The sequence below is a fragment of the Flaviramulus aquimarinus genome (assembly GCF_039543205.1).
Taxonomy (GTDB): Bacteria; Bacteroidota; Bacteroidia; order Flavobacteriales; family Flavobacteriaceae; genus Flaviramulus_B; species Flaviramulus_B aquimarinus.
Window position 1 is genome coordinate 475085 of record NZ_BAABJH010000002.1, and the last position, 18643, is coordinate 493727.

At 32.5% G+C, this 18643-nt stretch carries 10 protein-coding genes; 1 reads left to right on the top strand and 9 read right to left on the bottom strand.

Going from position 1 to position 18643, the window contains the following annotated elements:
• Nucleotides 1–200: 200 nt before the first annotated feature.
• The 9 genes from ABD941_RS10435 to ABD941_RS10475 form a co-directional block, all read right to left on the bottom strand.
• Entirely contained in the window at nucleotides 201–1247 is a 1047-nt protein-coding gene (locus ABD941_RS10435; RefSeq protein ID WP_345274075.1) for a glycoside hydrolase family 53 protein, read from the bottom strand.
• 49 nt (nucleotides 1248–1296) lie between these two features.
• On the bottom strand, nucleotides 1297–2205 hold the full coding sequence (locus ABD941_RS10440) for a glycerophosphodiester phosphodiesterase family protein (RefSeq protein WP_345274076.1): 909 nt from the start codon (nucleotides 2203–2205) through the stop codon (nucleotides 1297–1299).
• A 27-nt stretch (nucleotides 2206–2232) separates the two neighbouring features.
• Nucleotides 2233–5265 carry a polysaccharide deacetylase family protein gene (locus tag ABD941_RS10445; RefSeq protein WP_345274077.1) on the bottom strand — a complete coding sequence of 1011 codons (3033 nt, stop codon included), beginning with the start codon at nucleotides 5263–5265 and terminating at the stop codon, nucleotides 2233–2235.
• Between the two features lie 35 nt (nucleotides 5266–5300).
• Nucleotides 5301–6512 (bottom strand): glycosyl hydrolase 53 family protein, encoded by a 1212-nt coding sequence (locus tag ABD941_RS10450; RefSeq protein WP_345274078.1) that lies wholly within the window; start codon nucleotides 6510–6512, stop codon nucleotides 5301–5303.
• A 7-nt stretch (nucleotides 6513–6519) separates the two neighbouring features.
• A complete protein-coding gene (locus ABD941_RS10455; protein WP_345274079.1) occupies nucleotides 6520–7260 on the bottom strand; it encodes a GDSL-type esterase/lipase family protein in 741 nt (246 codons plus the stop codon).
• A 72-nt stretch (nucleotides 7261–7332) separates the two neighbouring features.
• Nucleotides 7333–8511, bottom strand: a complete 1179-nt coding sequence (locus ABD941_RS10460) for a SusE domain-containing protein (RefSeq protein ID WP_345274080.1) — start codon at nucleotides 8509–8511, stop codon at nucleotides 7333–7335.
• Between the two features lie 52 nt (nucleotides 8512–8563).
• A complete protein-coding gene (locus ABD941_RS10465) occupies nucleotides 8564–10117 on the bottom strand; it encodes a RagB/SusD family nutrient uptake outer membrane protein (protein WP_345274081.1) in 1554 nt (517 codons plus the stop codon).
• A gap of 18 nt (nucleotides 10118–10135) precedes the next feature.
• Nucleotides 10136–13078, bottom strand: a complete 2943-nt coding sequence (locus tag ABD941_RS10470; protein WP_345274082.1) for a SusC/RagA family TonB-linked outer membrane protein — start codon at nucleotides 13076–13078, stop codon at nucleotides 10136–10138.
• 176 nt (nucleotides 13079–13254) lie between these two features.
• Nucleotides 13255–17298 (bottom strand): hybrid sensor histidine kinase/response regulator transcription factor, encoded by a 4044-nt coding sequence (locus ABD941_RS10475; RefSeq protein ID WP_345274083.1) that lies wholly within the window; start codon nucleotides 17296–17298, stop codon nucleotides 13255–13257.
• 460 nt (nucleotides 17299–17758) lie between these two features.
• Between ABD941_RS10475 and ABD941_RS10480 the strand changes: the two genes are divergently transcribed.
• Nucleotides 17759–18643 carry an alpha/beta hydrolase gene (locus tag ABD941_RS10480; protein WP_345274084.1) on the top strand — a complete coding sequence of 295 codons (885 nt, stop codon included), beginning with the start codon at nucleotides 17759–17761 and terminating at the stop codon, nucleotides 18641–18643.

An 18643-nucleotide genomic window follows, 5' to 3' on the forward strand; every position in this document is an offset into this window, starting at 1 on the left:
TATGTAAAATTACAATGTGTTGTATGACAATAGGGCCTATAAAAACGTTTGTATTAGGGGTGTAAATTCGTTTTAAATTTATGCTTACGTGCTAAAGCTATTTTATAGATGATTTATAGGTATTATCTTCTCTCTAAATTTCTTTTAGGGTTTTATTTGGATTACTTTTAATAGTATTAGAAAGGGTTTGCTATAAAAATTTAATGTCTAGTATATTTATCAAAAACACTTATAACCGGCATTACATTTCCTTCTTTATCAAAAAATGTTCGTGATTCAAACCCTCTATTTGGTGCAGCAGGTTCCCACCAAAATACACCTCGTCCTCTTCCATTAGGAACACTTAAGATTATAGTATTAATTTCTTCTAGAAATTCTTTTTGCCCTTCTGGAGTTTCAGGAAATGGAGCTTTGCTATTTTTATATTCTTGTAACCTGAAGTTATATGCTGCCTCAACAACAATAATATCTTTATTGTATGATTTTGATGCAAAATTTAAGCATTCACGCAAATCCAATAAACTACCATGCCACCAAGGATAATATGATTGACCAATAACATCATACTCTATATTATAGTTTTTAATCTTATCAAAAAAATATTTTGTGAAATCCTTATCTCCTCCCTTATCTATATGAACCATAATTTCAGGGCATGGGTTATTTGCGCAACTTGCCTTTACACCATTAATTCCGGCTTTTAATAACGCTGCAAAATTGTCCCAATTATCAGGTAATTTACCTATAGGCCAAAGCATGCCATTACTAATTTCATTTCCTACTTGCACCATATCTGGAAAAACATCGGCCTTTTGAAACTCCAACATAGTAGAGCGCGTGTATTCAAAAACGAGCTGTTCTAACTCTACAGGAGATTTCCCTTCCCAGGATTTTGGGATAAATTGCTTGCCAGGGTCTGCCCAAACATCAGAATAATGATAATCCAGTAAAAATTTAAAACCTAATGTTTTAGCTTTTTTTGCCAAAGCGATTGTATATTCTAAATTATTTGGCAGTTTGTATTTTTTATCTAATTCAGGACTATGAAATAACCTTAAACGTATCCAATTATAACCATGATCTTTAAATATTTGAATGCATGGTTTAGACTTGCCATTTTCCTTAAAAACGAATCCGCTATCTTCTGCTTCTTTGACAAAAGACAGGTCTGCACCGACCATATAATCTTGTGAGTATATAGTTTGAAATACTAATAGTAAAAAGGAAAGTAGCACTAGATTTTTCATTTCTTTATTGTTATTTTATTTGAATTATTTTCTTCTCAATGTTTATTAATTAATCATGCAATCCTTTTTTCTTTAAATAATCAACCATCAATTTTGGATAATCTGTTTGGATAATAGCTGGTCGCAAAAGCAACAAGCTATCTAAAGAATGCGTATTGCCATTAATGAAATCAATATCTTCATCCCAAAGGGTATTAATAAAAACGCTTACACCATTATTATTTGCCCAGTCCATATTACTGAATGAGTAATTTTTTTCTGTAAAATGCTGTAAAGGCGATTGATAACGTTCTAAATTTAATTGCATTTCTTTTTTATTTTCCGATAATGGCAAAACGGCATATGTAGCATCTATTTTAATCAATTCTTCAATGGTTTCTTTATTCCATATAAATGAAATTACTTTATGCTCCATATCATATGATTTAAGAAGCATATAAAAATGAAATGGCTCAATATTTTTTAAATCTAAATTTAAAATAATCTTGTCTTTCGCTAACAACAACACGTCGCTTAACTTCGGGATTTTATATGATGTTACTGAATCATTTATCTTCAAATTAAACTCTTGTAATTGACTATAAGTATAATCTTTCAAAAGCCCTTTGCCAGTTGTTGTTCTATCAATATAATCATCATGCATTAGCACTAAAATACTATCCTTGGTGGTTCTAATATCTACTTCGGCTATATCAATACTGGCTTCTATAGCATCTTTAATTGATTTTAATGAATTTTCGGGGGCATTTCTATAAAATGCTCTATGGGCACAGACTAAAATATTACTATCAGATTCTTTTATAATCTTTTCGATTACTTGATTACTGGTTATAGCTTCCTCATTAACATGAGATAAATCTACTTCTGTCTCATAATTTTGTCCATATGATAGTTGAATAGTGAAAATTAGAATACTAATATTTCTAACTATCCTTAAATAATCTTCAGTTATTATCATAATTAAGTTATTATATTTAAACTACTGTTAAATAGCCTCAATATTTACAAAATTAAACCCAATGGATTTACCATAAATTATCATTTTTTCTAAAGCTTTTAATTTTGCTTTCGAATTACCAAAATCAAAATCATGTAAAAGCACAATCGCACCTTTATGAAGATGATTTTTAAATTTTTTAAATAATTCATCTTCGCTGTTTTGAGTTTTATCCCAGTCCATTGTTGTTATAGACCATAATACAGTTGTAATGCCTTTGCTTGCTAAAAAGTCTATTTGATCTTGAGTGATTGCACCATAAGGTGGTCTGTAATATTTAGGCTTTGCTGTACCATTTAACTTAAAGGTTTCAATAGACTTTTCAACTTGATTTTGCCATAAATTTTCCTTTGATAGTTCCCAACCGTTTTCATGATCCCAACTGTGATTAGCAATTATATGCCCCCCTTCTTTTACTTGTTTTATGATGTCCTTATTTTCTTCAAGATTCTTACCTAACCAAAAAAAAGTTCCTTTAACATGGTGCTTATTTAAAATCTCAATAATTTTTAAAGACAAATCTGTAGGCCCATCATCAAAAGTTAGTGCTACTTGCTTTTTTGAAGCATCGCCATTAACCATGCAATAAGCTTTGCTTTTATTTTGATGTTCTAAAAAAAGTTTTGGAATTAATGGTAAACTATCTGGATTATTCTTTTGTGCAACAACCTCACTTTTTTGATTGTTTCTAGATGATATTAAAAGACTTTGTGAACTAGCAGTAATTTTAACGTCGCTTATATCTACACTTGTTCTAACTAAAATTGAAGCAATTCCTGCAGAACAATTTGTTGGATTTTGACCTATTAGTTCTGCTTTACCCTCAATACTAAAAGCAACTTCTCCTGTATAATCAGGGATGACTGTTCCGTTTGTATCTGTTATGTAAGCGTGCACAAAAAACAAATCGTTGTCTTCTTTTTTTAAATTTTCATAATCACTATCAATTACAATTTTAATTTTGGATGGTTTTTCCGGTGTTTGTCTAATATCTGATATAACTCGTTTACCATCAATATATCCTTTAGCTTCTAATTTCCCTTCTTGAAAATCGTCTAAAAGAAATGTAAAAGGGGGATGTTTTAAGTTTATTGATATGCGGTTTTTATCTGGTTTTTGACGCCCTAAACTATACCCATTCAAAAACAACTCTACTTCATCACAATTACTAAATACACGAACGCATAACGGGCTATCTTCTTGCCAATTATTAGCAATATATATCATGGGCTTTCCAAATGGATCATCTGCATCTCGTTGACTCTTATAGAAATAATAGGATGGTTTTGGAAGTCGGAAAATATCCATAATTCCAGAAGCTTCTAAATCATCTGCATACCCTCTATTATAATCATACATGACCCAGTAGCCATCTGCAAACGCAGGAGTGTTTAAATTATCATTATGAGCTTCTTGTATATTAGTTGCTTGTTGTAATAGTGCTTTTTCTCCTGCGCTTCTTAATTGGCGACTTGAGCGCTCTTCTTGCAGTAAATTGCTCCAAGTATTTTGATCAAGACCTGCATTCATAGCATAGTATTCCCAATCGCCATACTCTGAAACGTTGTATGGTTTTTTTAAGTTTTCATCATAATGATTTAAACGATGTTGACGGGCTTGCAAGTAAATGTCGTATCCATAAGATTGCCAACCAGCTGTAAAGCATTGATCACCTGGATATTCCTGATGTGCTATGGCTGTTAGTGAATCTATAAAATGTTCTGGCATCCATGATTCATTTAATGATACTTCCCAAGCCAAAACCGATGCATGGTTTCTATCTCTTCTAATTAAATCTCTTGCTGTTTGTAATACATGTTTTTGAAAGGTTGAATCTTCACTAAAGTACTGCCATCCTAAAATAGCATCAATAGTAATAATTCCTAACTCATCGCAAGCATCCATAAATGACGTTGCCTGTGGATAATGTGATAAGCGTACATAATCAAAACCTGCATCTTTTATTTTTTTTGCATCTCTATAGTTTGCATTATCGGAAATGGCGTAGCCAACATGTGGATATTCTTGATGGCGATTTACGCCTTTAAGAAAGGTTTTTTTACCATTTAAATAAAAATCCTGACCTACAAACATCATGGTTTTTATGCCAATTCGCGTTATTTCCTGATCTATGGTAATTCCATCCTGAATTATTTCTGTTTTTAGGGAATATAGATTAGGAGTGCTTGGAGACCATAATTCTGGATTCTCAACTTGCATTTCTGCAACTACTTCTTTGGTTGTATTTGTTCCTAAATCTTGATAACAACTTAATTGATTTAAAATGATATCGGTCCCTTTTAGTAGCGTGTTTTTAACTTTGAATGATACCGAATTATTATACGCATTCTTGATATGCGTTTTAACTTGTATTCGGGCTGTTTTATTTGACACTTCTGGATATGTTACAAAAACACCTCCACTGGCTGTTTTATTTGCTCCAACTGGGTCTGTAATATGAAGCGGATCTTTGGCAATAAGCCATACATTTCTATAAATGCCACCATAGGTATTAAAATCTAAAATTTTAAGTGGTTTTGGTCCCGTAACTGGATTATCAGTATTATTCAATTTTACAGCAACACTATTTTCTTGATTAAAATTTGCGACATTAGTAAAGTTCACAATAAATGGTAAATACCCACCATGATGCTCAATTAATTTTTGTCCATTTACCCATACTTCAGCAATATTCATGGCACCCTCAAATTTAAGAAAGAGTTGTTTACCCAGTAAACTATTAGGTAGGTTAAAGTTTTTACGATACCAACAGATACCTTGCCATTGATTGTTTACTATTTTAGGTTCAATTTTTGGTGTATGTGGTAATTGTACTCTTTCCCAATTATTATCATCTAATTTGTTTTGAGAATATGTACTGTCAACTTGCATGCCTTTTAATAATTTAAAAGTCCAATCCTTATTGAAATTCTGTTTCTCAACAAAAGTAGTTTCATTTTTACTACATGCTAGTAATAATAAAAAGATACTAGATATTACAATACATTTGAAATTATTCATTTACTTTAAAAATATGTTTACATTCATTCAACAGTCTATTGTTCAACAATTTCATTCATCCAATTAATGCCATCATGCAGGTTATAGTTAAAATCCCAAAAGGCTTTATTTTCCCAAGATGAGCCAGCGCCAAATTCATCTGGAAAAATCAGTGTATTGGAACCAACCCATTCGCCTCCCCAATAGATTAAACCTAATCCGCCAGCATCATATAATTCTTGTGCAAAATCTTTTAAATATTCTTTTTGAGTATCTGTGGTTGCTGGGTTATCATAACCAATAGGAATGTTGTCAATACCTAAAATATCAACATGGGCATCATTACCACCCGTTCTAAAAAGCTGGGCAGTTTCCATAATTAGAAAATCTTTATCGTACTTTCTTTTAACAAGATCTACGACATCGGTCCAGCTACTAAAGCTGCCTAATGAATGCCATGCATGATAGTGAGACAAAGCCATGATATCAAAATCCAATCCATTTCTTATATGGGTTTTCATCCAAGTTTCTAAAAAAGAAGCCTCAAATATATGACAGGCTATTTTGATGTTTAGTCCATATTTTATATTTAAATCTCTTACGGCTTTAGTGCCTGCATTTAATAGTTTTACGGTTCTAACTACGCTGTAATCGGGCAATTCACTTTCGAGCATGTTGGGTTCTAAAAACCTTTGGTTGGTTTCGTTTCCAATAGAAACAATTTCTGGTACTAAATCCGTATTAATAAAATCTTCCAATACTGTATATGTCTGTTGGTATAAAGCATTCTTTAGCTTTTCAATATCTGATGCAATCGTTTGCCATGCTAAAGGAGCAACGTATCGATTTAACTTTTGATGATCTTCTAAAGCCATGGATTGGTATCCAAATGTTAACAGCGTTTTTAGACCTGCGTTTTTAGCTCTTTGCATCTCAATTTTCACTTTCTCTGGCGAACCAAAATCCACATCGGCGTAACCAGCTGTATAACTGCTCCGATATGGCGGGTTATCAATTCTAAGCCTAACCATGTTTGCACCATGATCGGCAAGACTCTGAAAAGCATCTTTTGCCACACCATTTTCTTTAAATATTACATTGCCAAAGGTTTCTTGATGGGCAACATAGGCCATATAGCTCCCTTTATAAAATACATCTTGAGATTCAAGAGGACTCCTATCTGGAGTTCGAATAGGGTTTTCGGTTGTACAGTTGAATAAAAAAAGTAAACTAAAAATCACTAAAAGCCTTAAGGGGTTATGTGTCATATTTATATTATTTATCAATTAAATTTTTTATGTTTTTTACCCATAGATTGTACCCGTTTTCATTTAAATGAACACCATCAACAGACATTTCCATATTCATAGCATTTTCTTCTGTTACAAAATGGGTGTATAATTGAATGAGTTCGTATGGCTGATCAGACTCAGATTTATCAAGCATTTGGTTTGTTAACTGTATTTTTTCTTTTATGTTACTTGTTGTCGTTGGTAAGATGGTTTGTACATAGATTTTTGTTTCGGCAGAACCATCGTGAATTTGATTTACTATACTTAATATGTTATTAAAAACCATACTGGCAGTCATGTCGTCCCTAAACAAATCATTAATACCTATTAAAATAAATACGTTCTTAGGTTTAAAATAAATTATCTCAGCTAGCCTTCCTAAGACCCCTTCTGTGGTATCTCCAGAAATCCCTCTGTTCCTTGCCTTAGAATTATTTACCCGTATGCCCCAATCACCACCTTGCTCGGTAATACTGTTTCCTAAAAACACAATCTCGTTAACATTTAAAGGATTTTCCTTAAAAGCCTTTATGCGCTTTGGGTAGTGCGATCTTGTAAAATCTGTGTGGGTTGATATAACGATATTACTATCAGGATAAATGTTATCCGGAATTTCTGAATCCATTATGTTTTCTGGACCTTCGCTCCTATCAACAACATTATTGCAATGGCACAACAAGAGAAATAAAAGTATAGCGGTACAAGGTTTGAAATTCTTATGCATGAGATTGTTTTATGAGCCTTTAGATGAACTTTTATGGCATCCAATTGCCAGTTATTCGTTTTGAATCGAGATTTATGGCTGTAAAATATATGTGCCTGATTTAAAATCTACTTTAATCGTATAAGTTCCTGTTGTTGGTGCTACAATATCATTTCCTCCCCAAGCGGGTGTAGTCGCTGAACCTGAAGCTATAAAATCTCCACCCGATGCATCCTGAGAAGTCGTTTTAGCTTTATAAGCAGGGTCGCTATACGAAGTGGCCGTAATAAATGCAAACGCTCCACCTGCTGTGAGCGGTATGGTAATTTCGAAAGTGTGTTCGTTTATTTTTCCAAACTGTTGAGTCGCATCAACATTTGCTGCCCATCCAAGCGGTGTGGCATCACCAATAATGTACAAATCTGCTGGAGGAATCAAAATAGAAGGCTCGGGAGTTGCTGTGTATTTACCCGAAGTAAAATCTAATATAACTTTATAAATGCCTGTGGTTACTGGTGAGCTCATAGGACTTCCACCCCATTGAGGCACTGTTGCAGAACCGGCTGGTCTAAAATCCCCTTCTGCTGCTGGTTGCTGCTCATCTATGGCCACATAAGCTGGGTCTGACCAAGTTGTTGGAGTTGTTATAGCTGCATAATTTTTACCACCAACCAATTCTGTAATGAGTCCAAATCTATGGTTGTCAATCTGTGTCATTTTTTGAGAATCAGGCAAGGGTGTCCCCCAATTAGATGGTACAGCATCTCCCTGAAGGTACAATTCTACAGGCATATCATAGAGTAGAGTAAGCGTGTCATAGGGTGTAACGGTTATTGTTATAGCATTCGAATACGATTCTAAGGCATTATACTTTAAGCTTGTTTTTAACCTTAACTTAATATCTCCTTCAATATTAGAAGCCAACCCAAAGTCTAATGCATAAAAATTTAAGTCTGCATGGGTAAACGATTTCTCATTACTACTCACGGTAAAAGTTCTTGGACTAGAAAAATTACCTTCTTTTAAATCCATTTCCAAAGTATATGTTGCTGGGGTATCAACACCATACGAAGGAATTTCCCAATTAAAAGTTATGGCTGTTTCAGTTTCTGCATTTATCTCATTTAATAGAATACTGGTCGTGCTTGAGGTTATTTCAAAAGAACCATTTTCTGGTGCTGATGCTATGTATAAAGTGTCACTATCTGTACATGAATTTAAAGACATTGTTGCTAATACAATTGTCAACATCATTTTAAAAATACTTTTCATAATATTTGTTTTTTTAATCTTATGTTATCGTCTAGGAGTATTTAAACATGTTTTAAAAACCTTCTATCTGATCTAAATTAGGGTTTGCCAATAAATCTGCTGTTGGGATTGGAAATAGATTATATTTATCATCAACTGCTCTACCGCCTTCTACGTTTCCTTTCCAAGCCCATAAATAATCTCCAGTAGTCAATTTGTTATGCCTAATTAAATCTGTTCTACGATGGGCTTCCCAATATAATTCTCGAGCTCTTTCATCTAATATAAAATCAAGTGTTAGATTTGAACTTATAATATTTCCAGCTGTACTAGAAGGATCATTAGCATAGGCACGCCCTCTTATTTGGTTTACGTAATTAACTGCCATGGCTCTACTACCACCTGCACCACCTCTTAAAACAGCTTCTGCGTAGGTTAAATAAATCTCTGCTAGACGAAATACTGGAAAATCTATATCTGAAAGATTTCCAAAATTATTATTTTGTTCAATTGGATTTCCATCTCGATCTTTATTTCTGTATTTGTAAGCGGAGTAACCATCGGTACTCGTCGTAATAGAATTTACCTCTAAATTTTGTCCATTTGTGTAAAATAAAGCGCGTTTATCAACAGAGGGATCTACTGTTGGAAATAAGGCCGGTATTTGTTGCGTAAACCTAAAGGCATTCCAACTACTAGACATACCGTTTATAGACCCTGGAATGCCTGCAGGACCGAGTGCTAAAAAGTTTGTAGAGAACCAAGTTTGATTGGTATTATCATAATTTATGGTAAAAATAAATTCATTGGTATTTAAATTATTATCGCCTAGCATTAACCATTCATATTTAGACTCCAAAGCATATCCTTGGTCTATTATTTTACTACTATAGCTAATAGCTTCTGTATAGTACTCTTTTCCTGTATATGTTTTTGCATTCAAATACATTCTGGACAAAAGTGCCCATGCAGCAGCTTTATCTGGACGTCCTCTTTCGTTGGTTCTGGCATCGGCTAATAGAGGTTCTATGGTTTTCAATTCTTCTTCAAGAAAAACAAACAAATCGGCACGTTGAATTTGAGAAGGAGGCGTTGTTCCTAATGTTTGTTCGGTAGGGAACGGTGGGTTTCCATAACAATCCATGAGGATCCAAAAGCAGTAAGCTCTTAGAAATCTAGCTTCGGCTTGAAATTGTTCTATTTGAGCAGCTTCTGTATTAGAAAACCCTCTTGAATTAACACTCCCAGCCGATGCCTCTTTAACATAATTATTACATAAAGTTATCATGTTAATTGCTGCATTGTAAACATTTGTAATGGCAGGAGAGTCTGCACTCCACGCTAGTTCATGATAAACGCCATCACCGCCATCGTTCCAAGTGCTCACTGCCATATCGGTAGAATATTCTTGCATACTCCAATAAAACCTCAAGAATGTGCTATAGGCAAGGTTAGAATAAATAGACACTAAACCTTGTTTATACCCATCTATATTATTGAATTGTTTATCTGCCGTTATGATGTTGACAGGTGTTTTTTCTAAATCATCTGTACAGGAATTAAAATTTAAAGTAAAAACCAATAGTAGTATTACTAATAAAAATCTTTGGTATCTTATTTTTTTCATAGTTTTATTTTATTTTTTTTAAAAATTCAGGTTTACACCTAAGGCATAAACTCTTGGTACTGGGTATCCATTTTCACTACCACTAATAGCTTCAGGATCAATACCCTTATAATTAGTTATTGTAAAAACATTCTGAATGGAAAAATTCAAACTCATAGCAAGCTTGGAATTTGCCAGTGTCTTCCCAAAATCATACCCTATGTTTAGGTTATCCATTCTCAAAAAAGAAGCGTTTTGTAAATAAAAATCACTGTATCGCTGAGCTTCATCATTAAAATTAAAAAGAGTGTCGTAATAAAGGGTATTTAAATTTTGTGACACTTGAAAATCTGTAATAGCAACCGTGCTATTGTAGGGTTGAAAAAATAAATAGTGGTCTAAATTGGCATGAAATGAGGTGCTGAAACTCCACTTTTTATATTCAAAACTCGAACTGAAACCTAATAGGTATTTTGGTAAGGTCGATTTATTGGTTATGTATCTATCCTGAGCATTTATCATACCATCATTATTAACATCCAACATTTGTCCTTCTATGGGCATACCATTTGCATCATAGACTTGATGATATAGATAAAATGTATTACGTGGGTAACCAACTGTATTTACCAATGTGGCATCACTAAATAAACCAACTCCTGAATCATTACCGTTGGTTAACTTAGTTATTGTGTTTTCATTATAAGTAGCATTGAAATTTATGTTCCAAGACACATTATCCTTTTGCACCAGTATAGTATTTAAATTAAACTCCACACCTTTATTTTCCATCGTTCCAATATTAAGAAGCAATTGATTATTAAAATTAACGCCTAAAGGAACAGTTGTTAAATTTAATAAGTCCTTAGTGTCTTTCTTGTAAAGATCAATACTTCCTGATATTCTGTTATTTATAAATCCAAAATCCAATCCGATATTAAGAGATTCTGTTTGTTCCCATTTAAGATCTGGATTAAAAGCTTGAGGTGTAACCGTTGTATAAGGTGTATCGCCAAAAGTATATTGATTACTCAAATTGCCTGTATTATAACCTGTTTGGTAATAGTAATTTGCTATTCCATCTTGTTGCCCTGTAACACCATAACTTAACCTCAATTTAAGATTTGATAAAGATTTACTGTTCTTAAAAAAACGTTCCTCTTTTATTTTCCATGCCAATGCAACTGATGGGAATGTTCCCCATCGATTATCTTCTGAAAACCTAGAAGACCCATCACGACGTAAGGATGCGGTTAATAAATATTTGTTATTAAAACTATAATTAAGACGACCATAAAAAGAGATTATGGCATTACTTGGTTTATCGAAAAGAAATGGAGGGTCACTATTTGGGAACTGAGCACCAGTATCTGCGCGGTATGTTGGATAAAAATAGTTGGTTGTTAAAAAATCATTATAGGAATATCCTGCAGTTACGTCAAATTTACTTTTTATAGATTCTACTTCTTTGCTGTAAAACAGGTAAGATTCGAGCAATAAGTTCTTAACTTCACGAGAAGGGTTTGCGTAATAAATATACCCACCAGACAGATCGTTTGGAAAATAATTTGGTTGCACTTCATCTGTATAGGTTCCTTGAGAAATATCATACCCTGCATTTACATTAACATGTAAATCTGGTAAAAAGTGTAATGAATAGTCTAACTGAATATTACCTACACTTCTTTTATTTTGATTGGTTTGCCTACGTTGCTCTAACATACTTACGGGATTCGTTAAGGCTATGGCTGGATTATCTGCAAATTGGGTGTATTGAAAATAGCCGCCGTAGGTTTGATCTTCTACATATACAGGCTGTGTAGGGTCAAAGGCTGAGGCAGTCCAAATGGCATTTTCATTAGCGATACGGTCATCTTCAAATGAGCCTTTTAAATTTAAATTTATTTTTAAATGATCATCAAAAAACTTTGGACTTAAATTTAACAAAGCGGTAACCCTTTTGTATTTCCCTGTTTTTAAATTTCCATCTTGTTCAAGATATCCCACAGACGCTCGATATGGCAATGAATTAATTGCTCCACTTATGCTAATATTATGTTCTTGAGCAAATGCTATTTGAAAAACCTCATCTTGCCAATTCGTACTTGCCTCACCAAGCGGTGTTCTACTTGTTCCTATATCATTGACAACCGACCTATATTGATCTGCTGTTAATATTGAAGCATTTTGTATAATCGTTGAAACCCTTGTATTTGAGGATATATTAACTTGAAAATCGTTTAAACTCCCTTTTTTAGTTGTAATAATAACAACACCATTAGATGCTCTCGATCCGTAAATAGCAGAAGCCGATGCGTCTTTTAATACCGTAAAGCTTTCTATGTCATTTGGATTTAATTGACTTAGAATACCAGGGCCATTATTAGAGCCTTCAATAGGTACGCCATCAATAATAAACAAAGGGTTATTAGTTGCACTTAATGAAGAACCGCCTCGAATTAAAATAGAACTCCCTGCTCCTGGTCTACCACTAGAGGGTGTTATTTGAACTCCAGGTAATTTATTGGCTATTAAGCCCTCTACGTTCGTTACTGGCACGTTTTGAAAATCTTTAGCACTTACTGTAGCAACTGAACCTGTTAAATCTTTCTTTTTTTGTGTTCCGTATCCAATTATAACGACTTCATCTAATGTACTCACATCTTCTACGAGGACAATCGTTATGGTATTTTGATTATTAAATTGAACTTCTTGAGAAATATAACCAATATATGACACCACAATTATGCCTCCATAAATTGATGATGTATCTAAGTTAAATTGACCATCGAAATCAGTAATTGTTCCCAGTGAGGTGCCTTTTAATAATACGGTTGCTCCAGGTAGGGGCTCATTAGATTCATCTGTTACAACACCTGATATGCTTTGTCCAAAAAACAAAAATGGGATTAAATAAAAAAGCGTAAAACAACTTAATCTATAGAGCATAAGCTGTTTAATTCTTAATTGTTTTTCATTCATACTAGTTTAGTTTTAGTTTAGTTTAAAATCAATCTTTACAATGATTTGTTTTTGCTCTTCGGCAGAGCACAATACGTTGCAAGTAAAGATTTATACAGAAAACTTTAGGGACAATAATTCTTTTAATAAGGGGGGGTGTTTTCGTTTTTAGATTTAACACCCAGATTCAAATAAAATTACTTGTTTTTATTAAGGTATTCTGAAGGCACTTTACCAAAATGGTTTTTAAATAATTTACTAAAATATTTTCTATCGGAATAGCCAACATGATAACTGGCATCTAACACTGAAAAATGCTGTTCTTCAATTAGTTTTTTTGCCGTTTTTAGTTTGAAGTCTCGAACAAATTCCACATAACTCATATTGGTTAAGCTTTTGATTTTTTTATAGACTACCGAATGGCTCATCCCTAGTTCATTACAAACAAAATTTACATTGAGTTCAGATGAGTTTAAATTTTCTTCTAAAATCTTCATTAGTTTGGACATGAACGCTTCGTCGGACTTGTTAAGGTTCAATTCACTTATTGGTATAAGTTCTTTCATCCAAAATTTTTCATGTAATAAATTCCTGTTTTTTAATATGTTTTTAATTCTACTTCTTAACAATAATTCATTAAATGGTTTTGTTATATAATCATCTGCCCCAATTTCAAACCCTTCAATTTTATGAGTAAACGAAGCACGTGCCGTTAGCAATAAAATGGGGATATGACTTGTACGTATGTTTGTTTTCAATACTTTTGTTAAGGTTATGCCATCCATTATGGGCATCATGACATCACTTATAATGAGATCTAAAGGGTTATCAAAAACCAATTGTAATGCTTCCTCTCCATTTGAAGCTTCAATGATTGTATATTCATTTGCCAAAATACCAACAATATAATCACGGATATCCTCATTATCCTCAACAATTAAAAGGGTTGGGTTTTTAGTGTTATCATTCCCATTTTTAATAGTTAATTCCTTATTTGTTTGATGTTCTTTGGTTTCTTCTGTAAAATAATTGGTTAAAAATCCATTATTGGTTTCATCTCCATTAATTTGTTTTTGAGTAAAATGGTTTTCACCTTTTTTTAATTTAATGATAAATTCTGTGCCTTTACCCTTTATGCTATCTACAACTATTTCGCCTTGATGCATATCAATTATTTCTTTTGAAATGGATAAACCAAGTCCAAATCCATTAGTCTCCGTCTCGCTTTTTGTTTGGTAAAAACGATTAAAAATTTTATCAAGTTGACTTTTAGATATCCCTATACCTTTGTCTTTAATATGAATCTCTACAACAGCTTCTTTCTCAAAAAGAAAAAATTCAATAGTACCAGAAGCTTTTGTGAATTTAAATGAATTTGATAACAGGTTATACAGTACTTTTTCTAACTGATTTTTATCAAACCAAACTAAGACTTCATCTGTGTTTGTCTTAAAAATAAATTCAATTCCTTTTTCTAATGCCATCTCTTTAAAAGACAGATAGATTTCTTCGCAGAATTCCACTAAGTTTCCATGAACTATATGTAACTCCACTTTATCAAATTCAAGCTTCCTATGGTCTAGTAATTCATTAACTAAATTCACTAATTTATTACCATTCTTTTTAATGGTTTCTATGGCGTTGGATAGGTCCTCATTTACCTCATCTTTTCCACGTAACACTCTGTTTATTGAGCCTAAAATTAAAGTTACTGGTGTTCGGATATCATGGGATATGTTTGTAAAAAATTGTTGCTTAAAGTTGTATAGCTCTATGTCCTTCTCATGAGTGAGTTTTTCTAATTTTAAATTTGTTTTTAACTGTTCCCATGCCACGGTATACTTTCTAAAAAGGTATAAAATAAATAATGTGAATAAAATGTATATTACAATGGCCCACCATTCCAACCAAAATGGCTTTTGAATATAAATATTCATTGAAGTAAAATCATCTCCCCATTTGCTACCAGCTTCTTTACTTCTTACTTTAAAGTTATAATGTCCTGGTGACAGATTTGTATAGGTCGCTGTACGATCTGTTCCTATATTTCTCCAATCTTTGTCGAATCCTTCCATTTGGATGGCATATTCACATCTATCTGAAAATGGAAATTGTAATGCCGCAAATTCAAAGGTTAATACGTTTGAATCATGCTCTAAAGTGATATGATTTGTTAAATTGATATTCTTGGTTAGGATTTCGCTTTTACCTATTGGCAAATCTTTATTAAACAGTTTAAAATTTGTTATTTTTACCTGTGGCTGTATATTCTCATATAAAATATTTTTTGGGTTAAAACGTAAAACCCCATCAGAACGCCCAAAATACAATAGCCCAGCTTCATCCTTAAACACTGCATTTATTCGATATGATCCTGCAAAATTTGGAAAACTTATAAAATCATTAATATCATAATCATATTTCCCAACACCTTTTTCTGTACTAAACCATATATTTCCATTATCATCTTCTATAAGTGCTACTTCAGATTGGTTATTTAACTCATTATTAGTTTCAAAACGGTTAAACATTTTTGTTTCAAAATCAAAACGATTGATTCCTCCTTCAGAATCTCCAATCCAAATGTTTCCTTTTGAATCTTTCAGTAAGCTCAAAATATTATCACTATCAATTGAATTATGGTTTTTATCAAGATTTTTTAAACGTGTTGCTTTTTTGGTTTCTGTATTAAAAAGATTAATTCCCCCGCCATAGGTACCCAGCCATAGGGTTTTTCCATCTTTAATCATTGTAACTATATTATCACTACTTATTGATGTTGTGTCTTTTTTATTTTCCCGAAAAGCGGTAAATTCATTACTACTTGTATCGAAATAATTAAGACCACCACCCCATGAAGCTAGCCATAAATTACGTTTATCATCTTCAATAATACTCCTTACATCGTTAAAACTTAATGATTTGTGATTATCTGCTTCATGTTTATATTGTATAACTGATTTTGTTCTTGGGTTAAACTTAATAATACCGTTTGCATAAGTTCCCATCCAAAGGGTTTTGTCTTTACTCTCATATATACATTGAATGTAATCACCTCCAATAGAGTTATTAAAGGCTTTATTAAATTGGCTTACTACATTTGATTCTGTATTAAGTAGTGTTAAACCTTTACCATCTAGACCTAAATACAAGTCTTTTTTATTTTTAAAGATAGATAATACTGGAATTGGATTTAACCCCAGAATATCACTTGGTATCAATTCAAAATTATTTTTTTGTGGTAATATATTAATCCCATTCCATGCTGTACCTACCCATATATTAGATTGGTTATCTTCTATGATATCATAAACAGCATTTCCTGACAAAGAAGAATCTAATTGGGACCTATGAGTAAAATTGTATATTTCTGGGTTTAAACTGTTGGGATTTTCAATCTTTACGATGCCATTTCCATCGGTCCCTATCCATAAATCCTTTTTTTTATCAATATATAGTGAACGTACTATGGTTAATTCTTTACTTAATTTATTTGATTTTTTAAAAAAATTTTCAAATTTATGTGTCTTGAAATCAAACCTTAGTAAACCACTACCACTAGTTCCTACCAATAATACATCTTCATTAAGTTGAGAAATGGTATGAACAAAGTCGTTAAAAATAGAAGTATCAGATTCGATATATTTAAACATTTTTGTTGCCATTGAAAATTTATTCAATCCGCCTCCAAATCTACCTATCCATAAATCCCCTTGAGTATCTTCATAAATACTGGTTACTATATTTTGACTAGTATTATTATCATTATTTTGTTGATGATAGGTGATAAATAAATTTGATGCTTCGACAAAGAGGCATAATCCATTTTCGGAGCCAATCCATAAATTTCCATTTGAGTCTTCAAAAAGTTTATATAATTGATTTGAAGGTAGCGAGGTTAAATCTTTGGAATCGTTTTTAAAAACGACAAAGTCATCAATTAAATTATCGTATAAATTCAAACCTCCACCTAAGGTTGCAACCCAAATTCTGCCTTTACTATCCAATAGCACATCGCTTATATTATTTGAACTAATGGAACTATTCTGACTATTATAAATCTTGAATTGTTTCCCATCAAACCTATTCAATCCATTCTCTGTTCCTATCCAAGCAAATCCATCCTTTTCTTTTATAATACCAGTAACTCTATTACTTGAAAGTCCTTTAGATTGATTTAGTTTATTAAAAATGACTTGTGTTTGAGCAGAACAATGTATTGCGCCAAAAAAAGCGCACATAAAACAAATACATATTGTGTTTAATAGCCTCATTACAAATTGTTACAATAAAATAGGTGTTACTTTTAAATTTATTGAAGATATATATTTAAAATTAAGATTTAACGGTTTCTGTTTCAAAAGTCAATATTGAAGTTTAATTAAAATTCAATTATAAACATAATCGATATTTGTATAAGGGTATAAATCCGTTAATAAAAGGGGGGGTGTTTTATTGATTTGCACATCAACTTTAACCTTTTTGCGATTTATAGATGCCTGTTTTAATTCTTTATGATATGAGACCATACAAATAAAACCTCCAACAGAAAAAGGTTTGAAGGTTCTTATATTAATTGCATCTAAAACTAAACTCATCAATACAACATAACTGAATAAAAACTAACTTTATTATTATACGTCTTCTATGACAAAACATTTAACTATTCTAAAATTTATTAGATTTGTTGAAATCAATTTTATGAAATATAAGCTTCTCGTTTTCTTCTTTTGTATAAGTTACTTTATGTTTTCTCAAAAAAAAACAACCTATACTTATGCTATAAAAGGCTTAGACTCTTTAAAGCTAGATGTATATACCCCTAGAAAAATTAAGAAAAAGGAACGCTTACCTGCTATTCTTTGGATGCATGCAGGTAGTTTTTCTAGTGGAAAAAGAGATAGTTCTGACGAGGTAAAACTAATGAAATATGTTTCGCGTAAAGGTTATATAGGCATTTCAATGTCTTATCGCTTATTACGGAAAGGTACTGAAACAGGTTTTGGCTGCGATTGCCCTAAAGCAGATAAATTAGAAACGTTTAAACAAGCTACCATCGATTATTTAGATGCCGCTAAATTTATTTTCAACCATAACCACCAACTCCAAATAGACCTTACAAAAGTTATTGCTGGAGGTAGTAGCGCTGGTGCCGAAGGTATTTTAAACGCTGTATACTTAAAACCCTTTTTTATTGATGATTTAGCAAAATACACCAACATTAAGTTTGCAGGTGTCCTAGCTTTTTCCGGGGCTCTGGTAAACGCAGAATACATTACCAAAACGAATGCAATCCCGACCGTTTTATTTCATGGTTCTGACGATACTGCCGTGCCATATGGTAGTGCACCTCATCATTATTGTAGTCCAGAAAGCCCAGGGTATTTATTATTAGATGGTTCTCATACTATTTCTAAAAAATTAGATGACCTTGGCGTTTCTTATTATTTCAATAAGGTTCTCGGCGGTGGTCATGAGTTACACCAAATCCCTTTTGACCAATTAGATATCATATTACAGTTTTTTGAAAAAACAGTATTTGATTCTGAAACTATTCAAACAAAACGAACGATCATTAAAAACTAA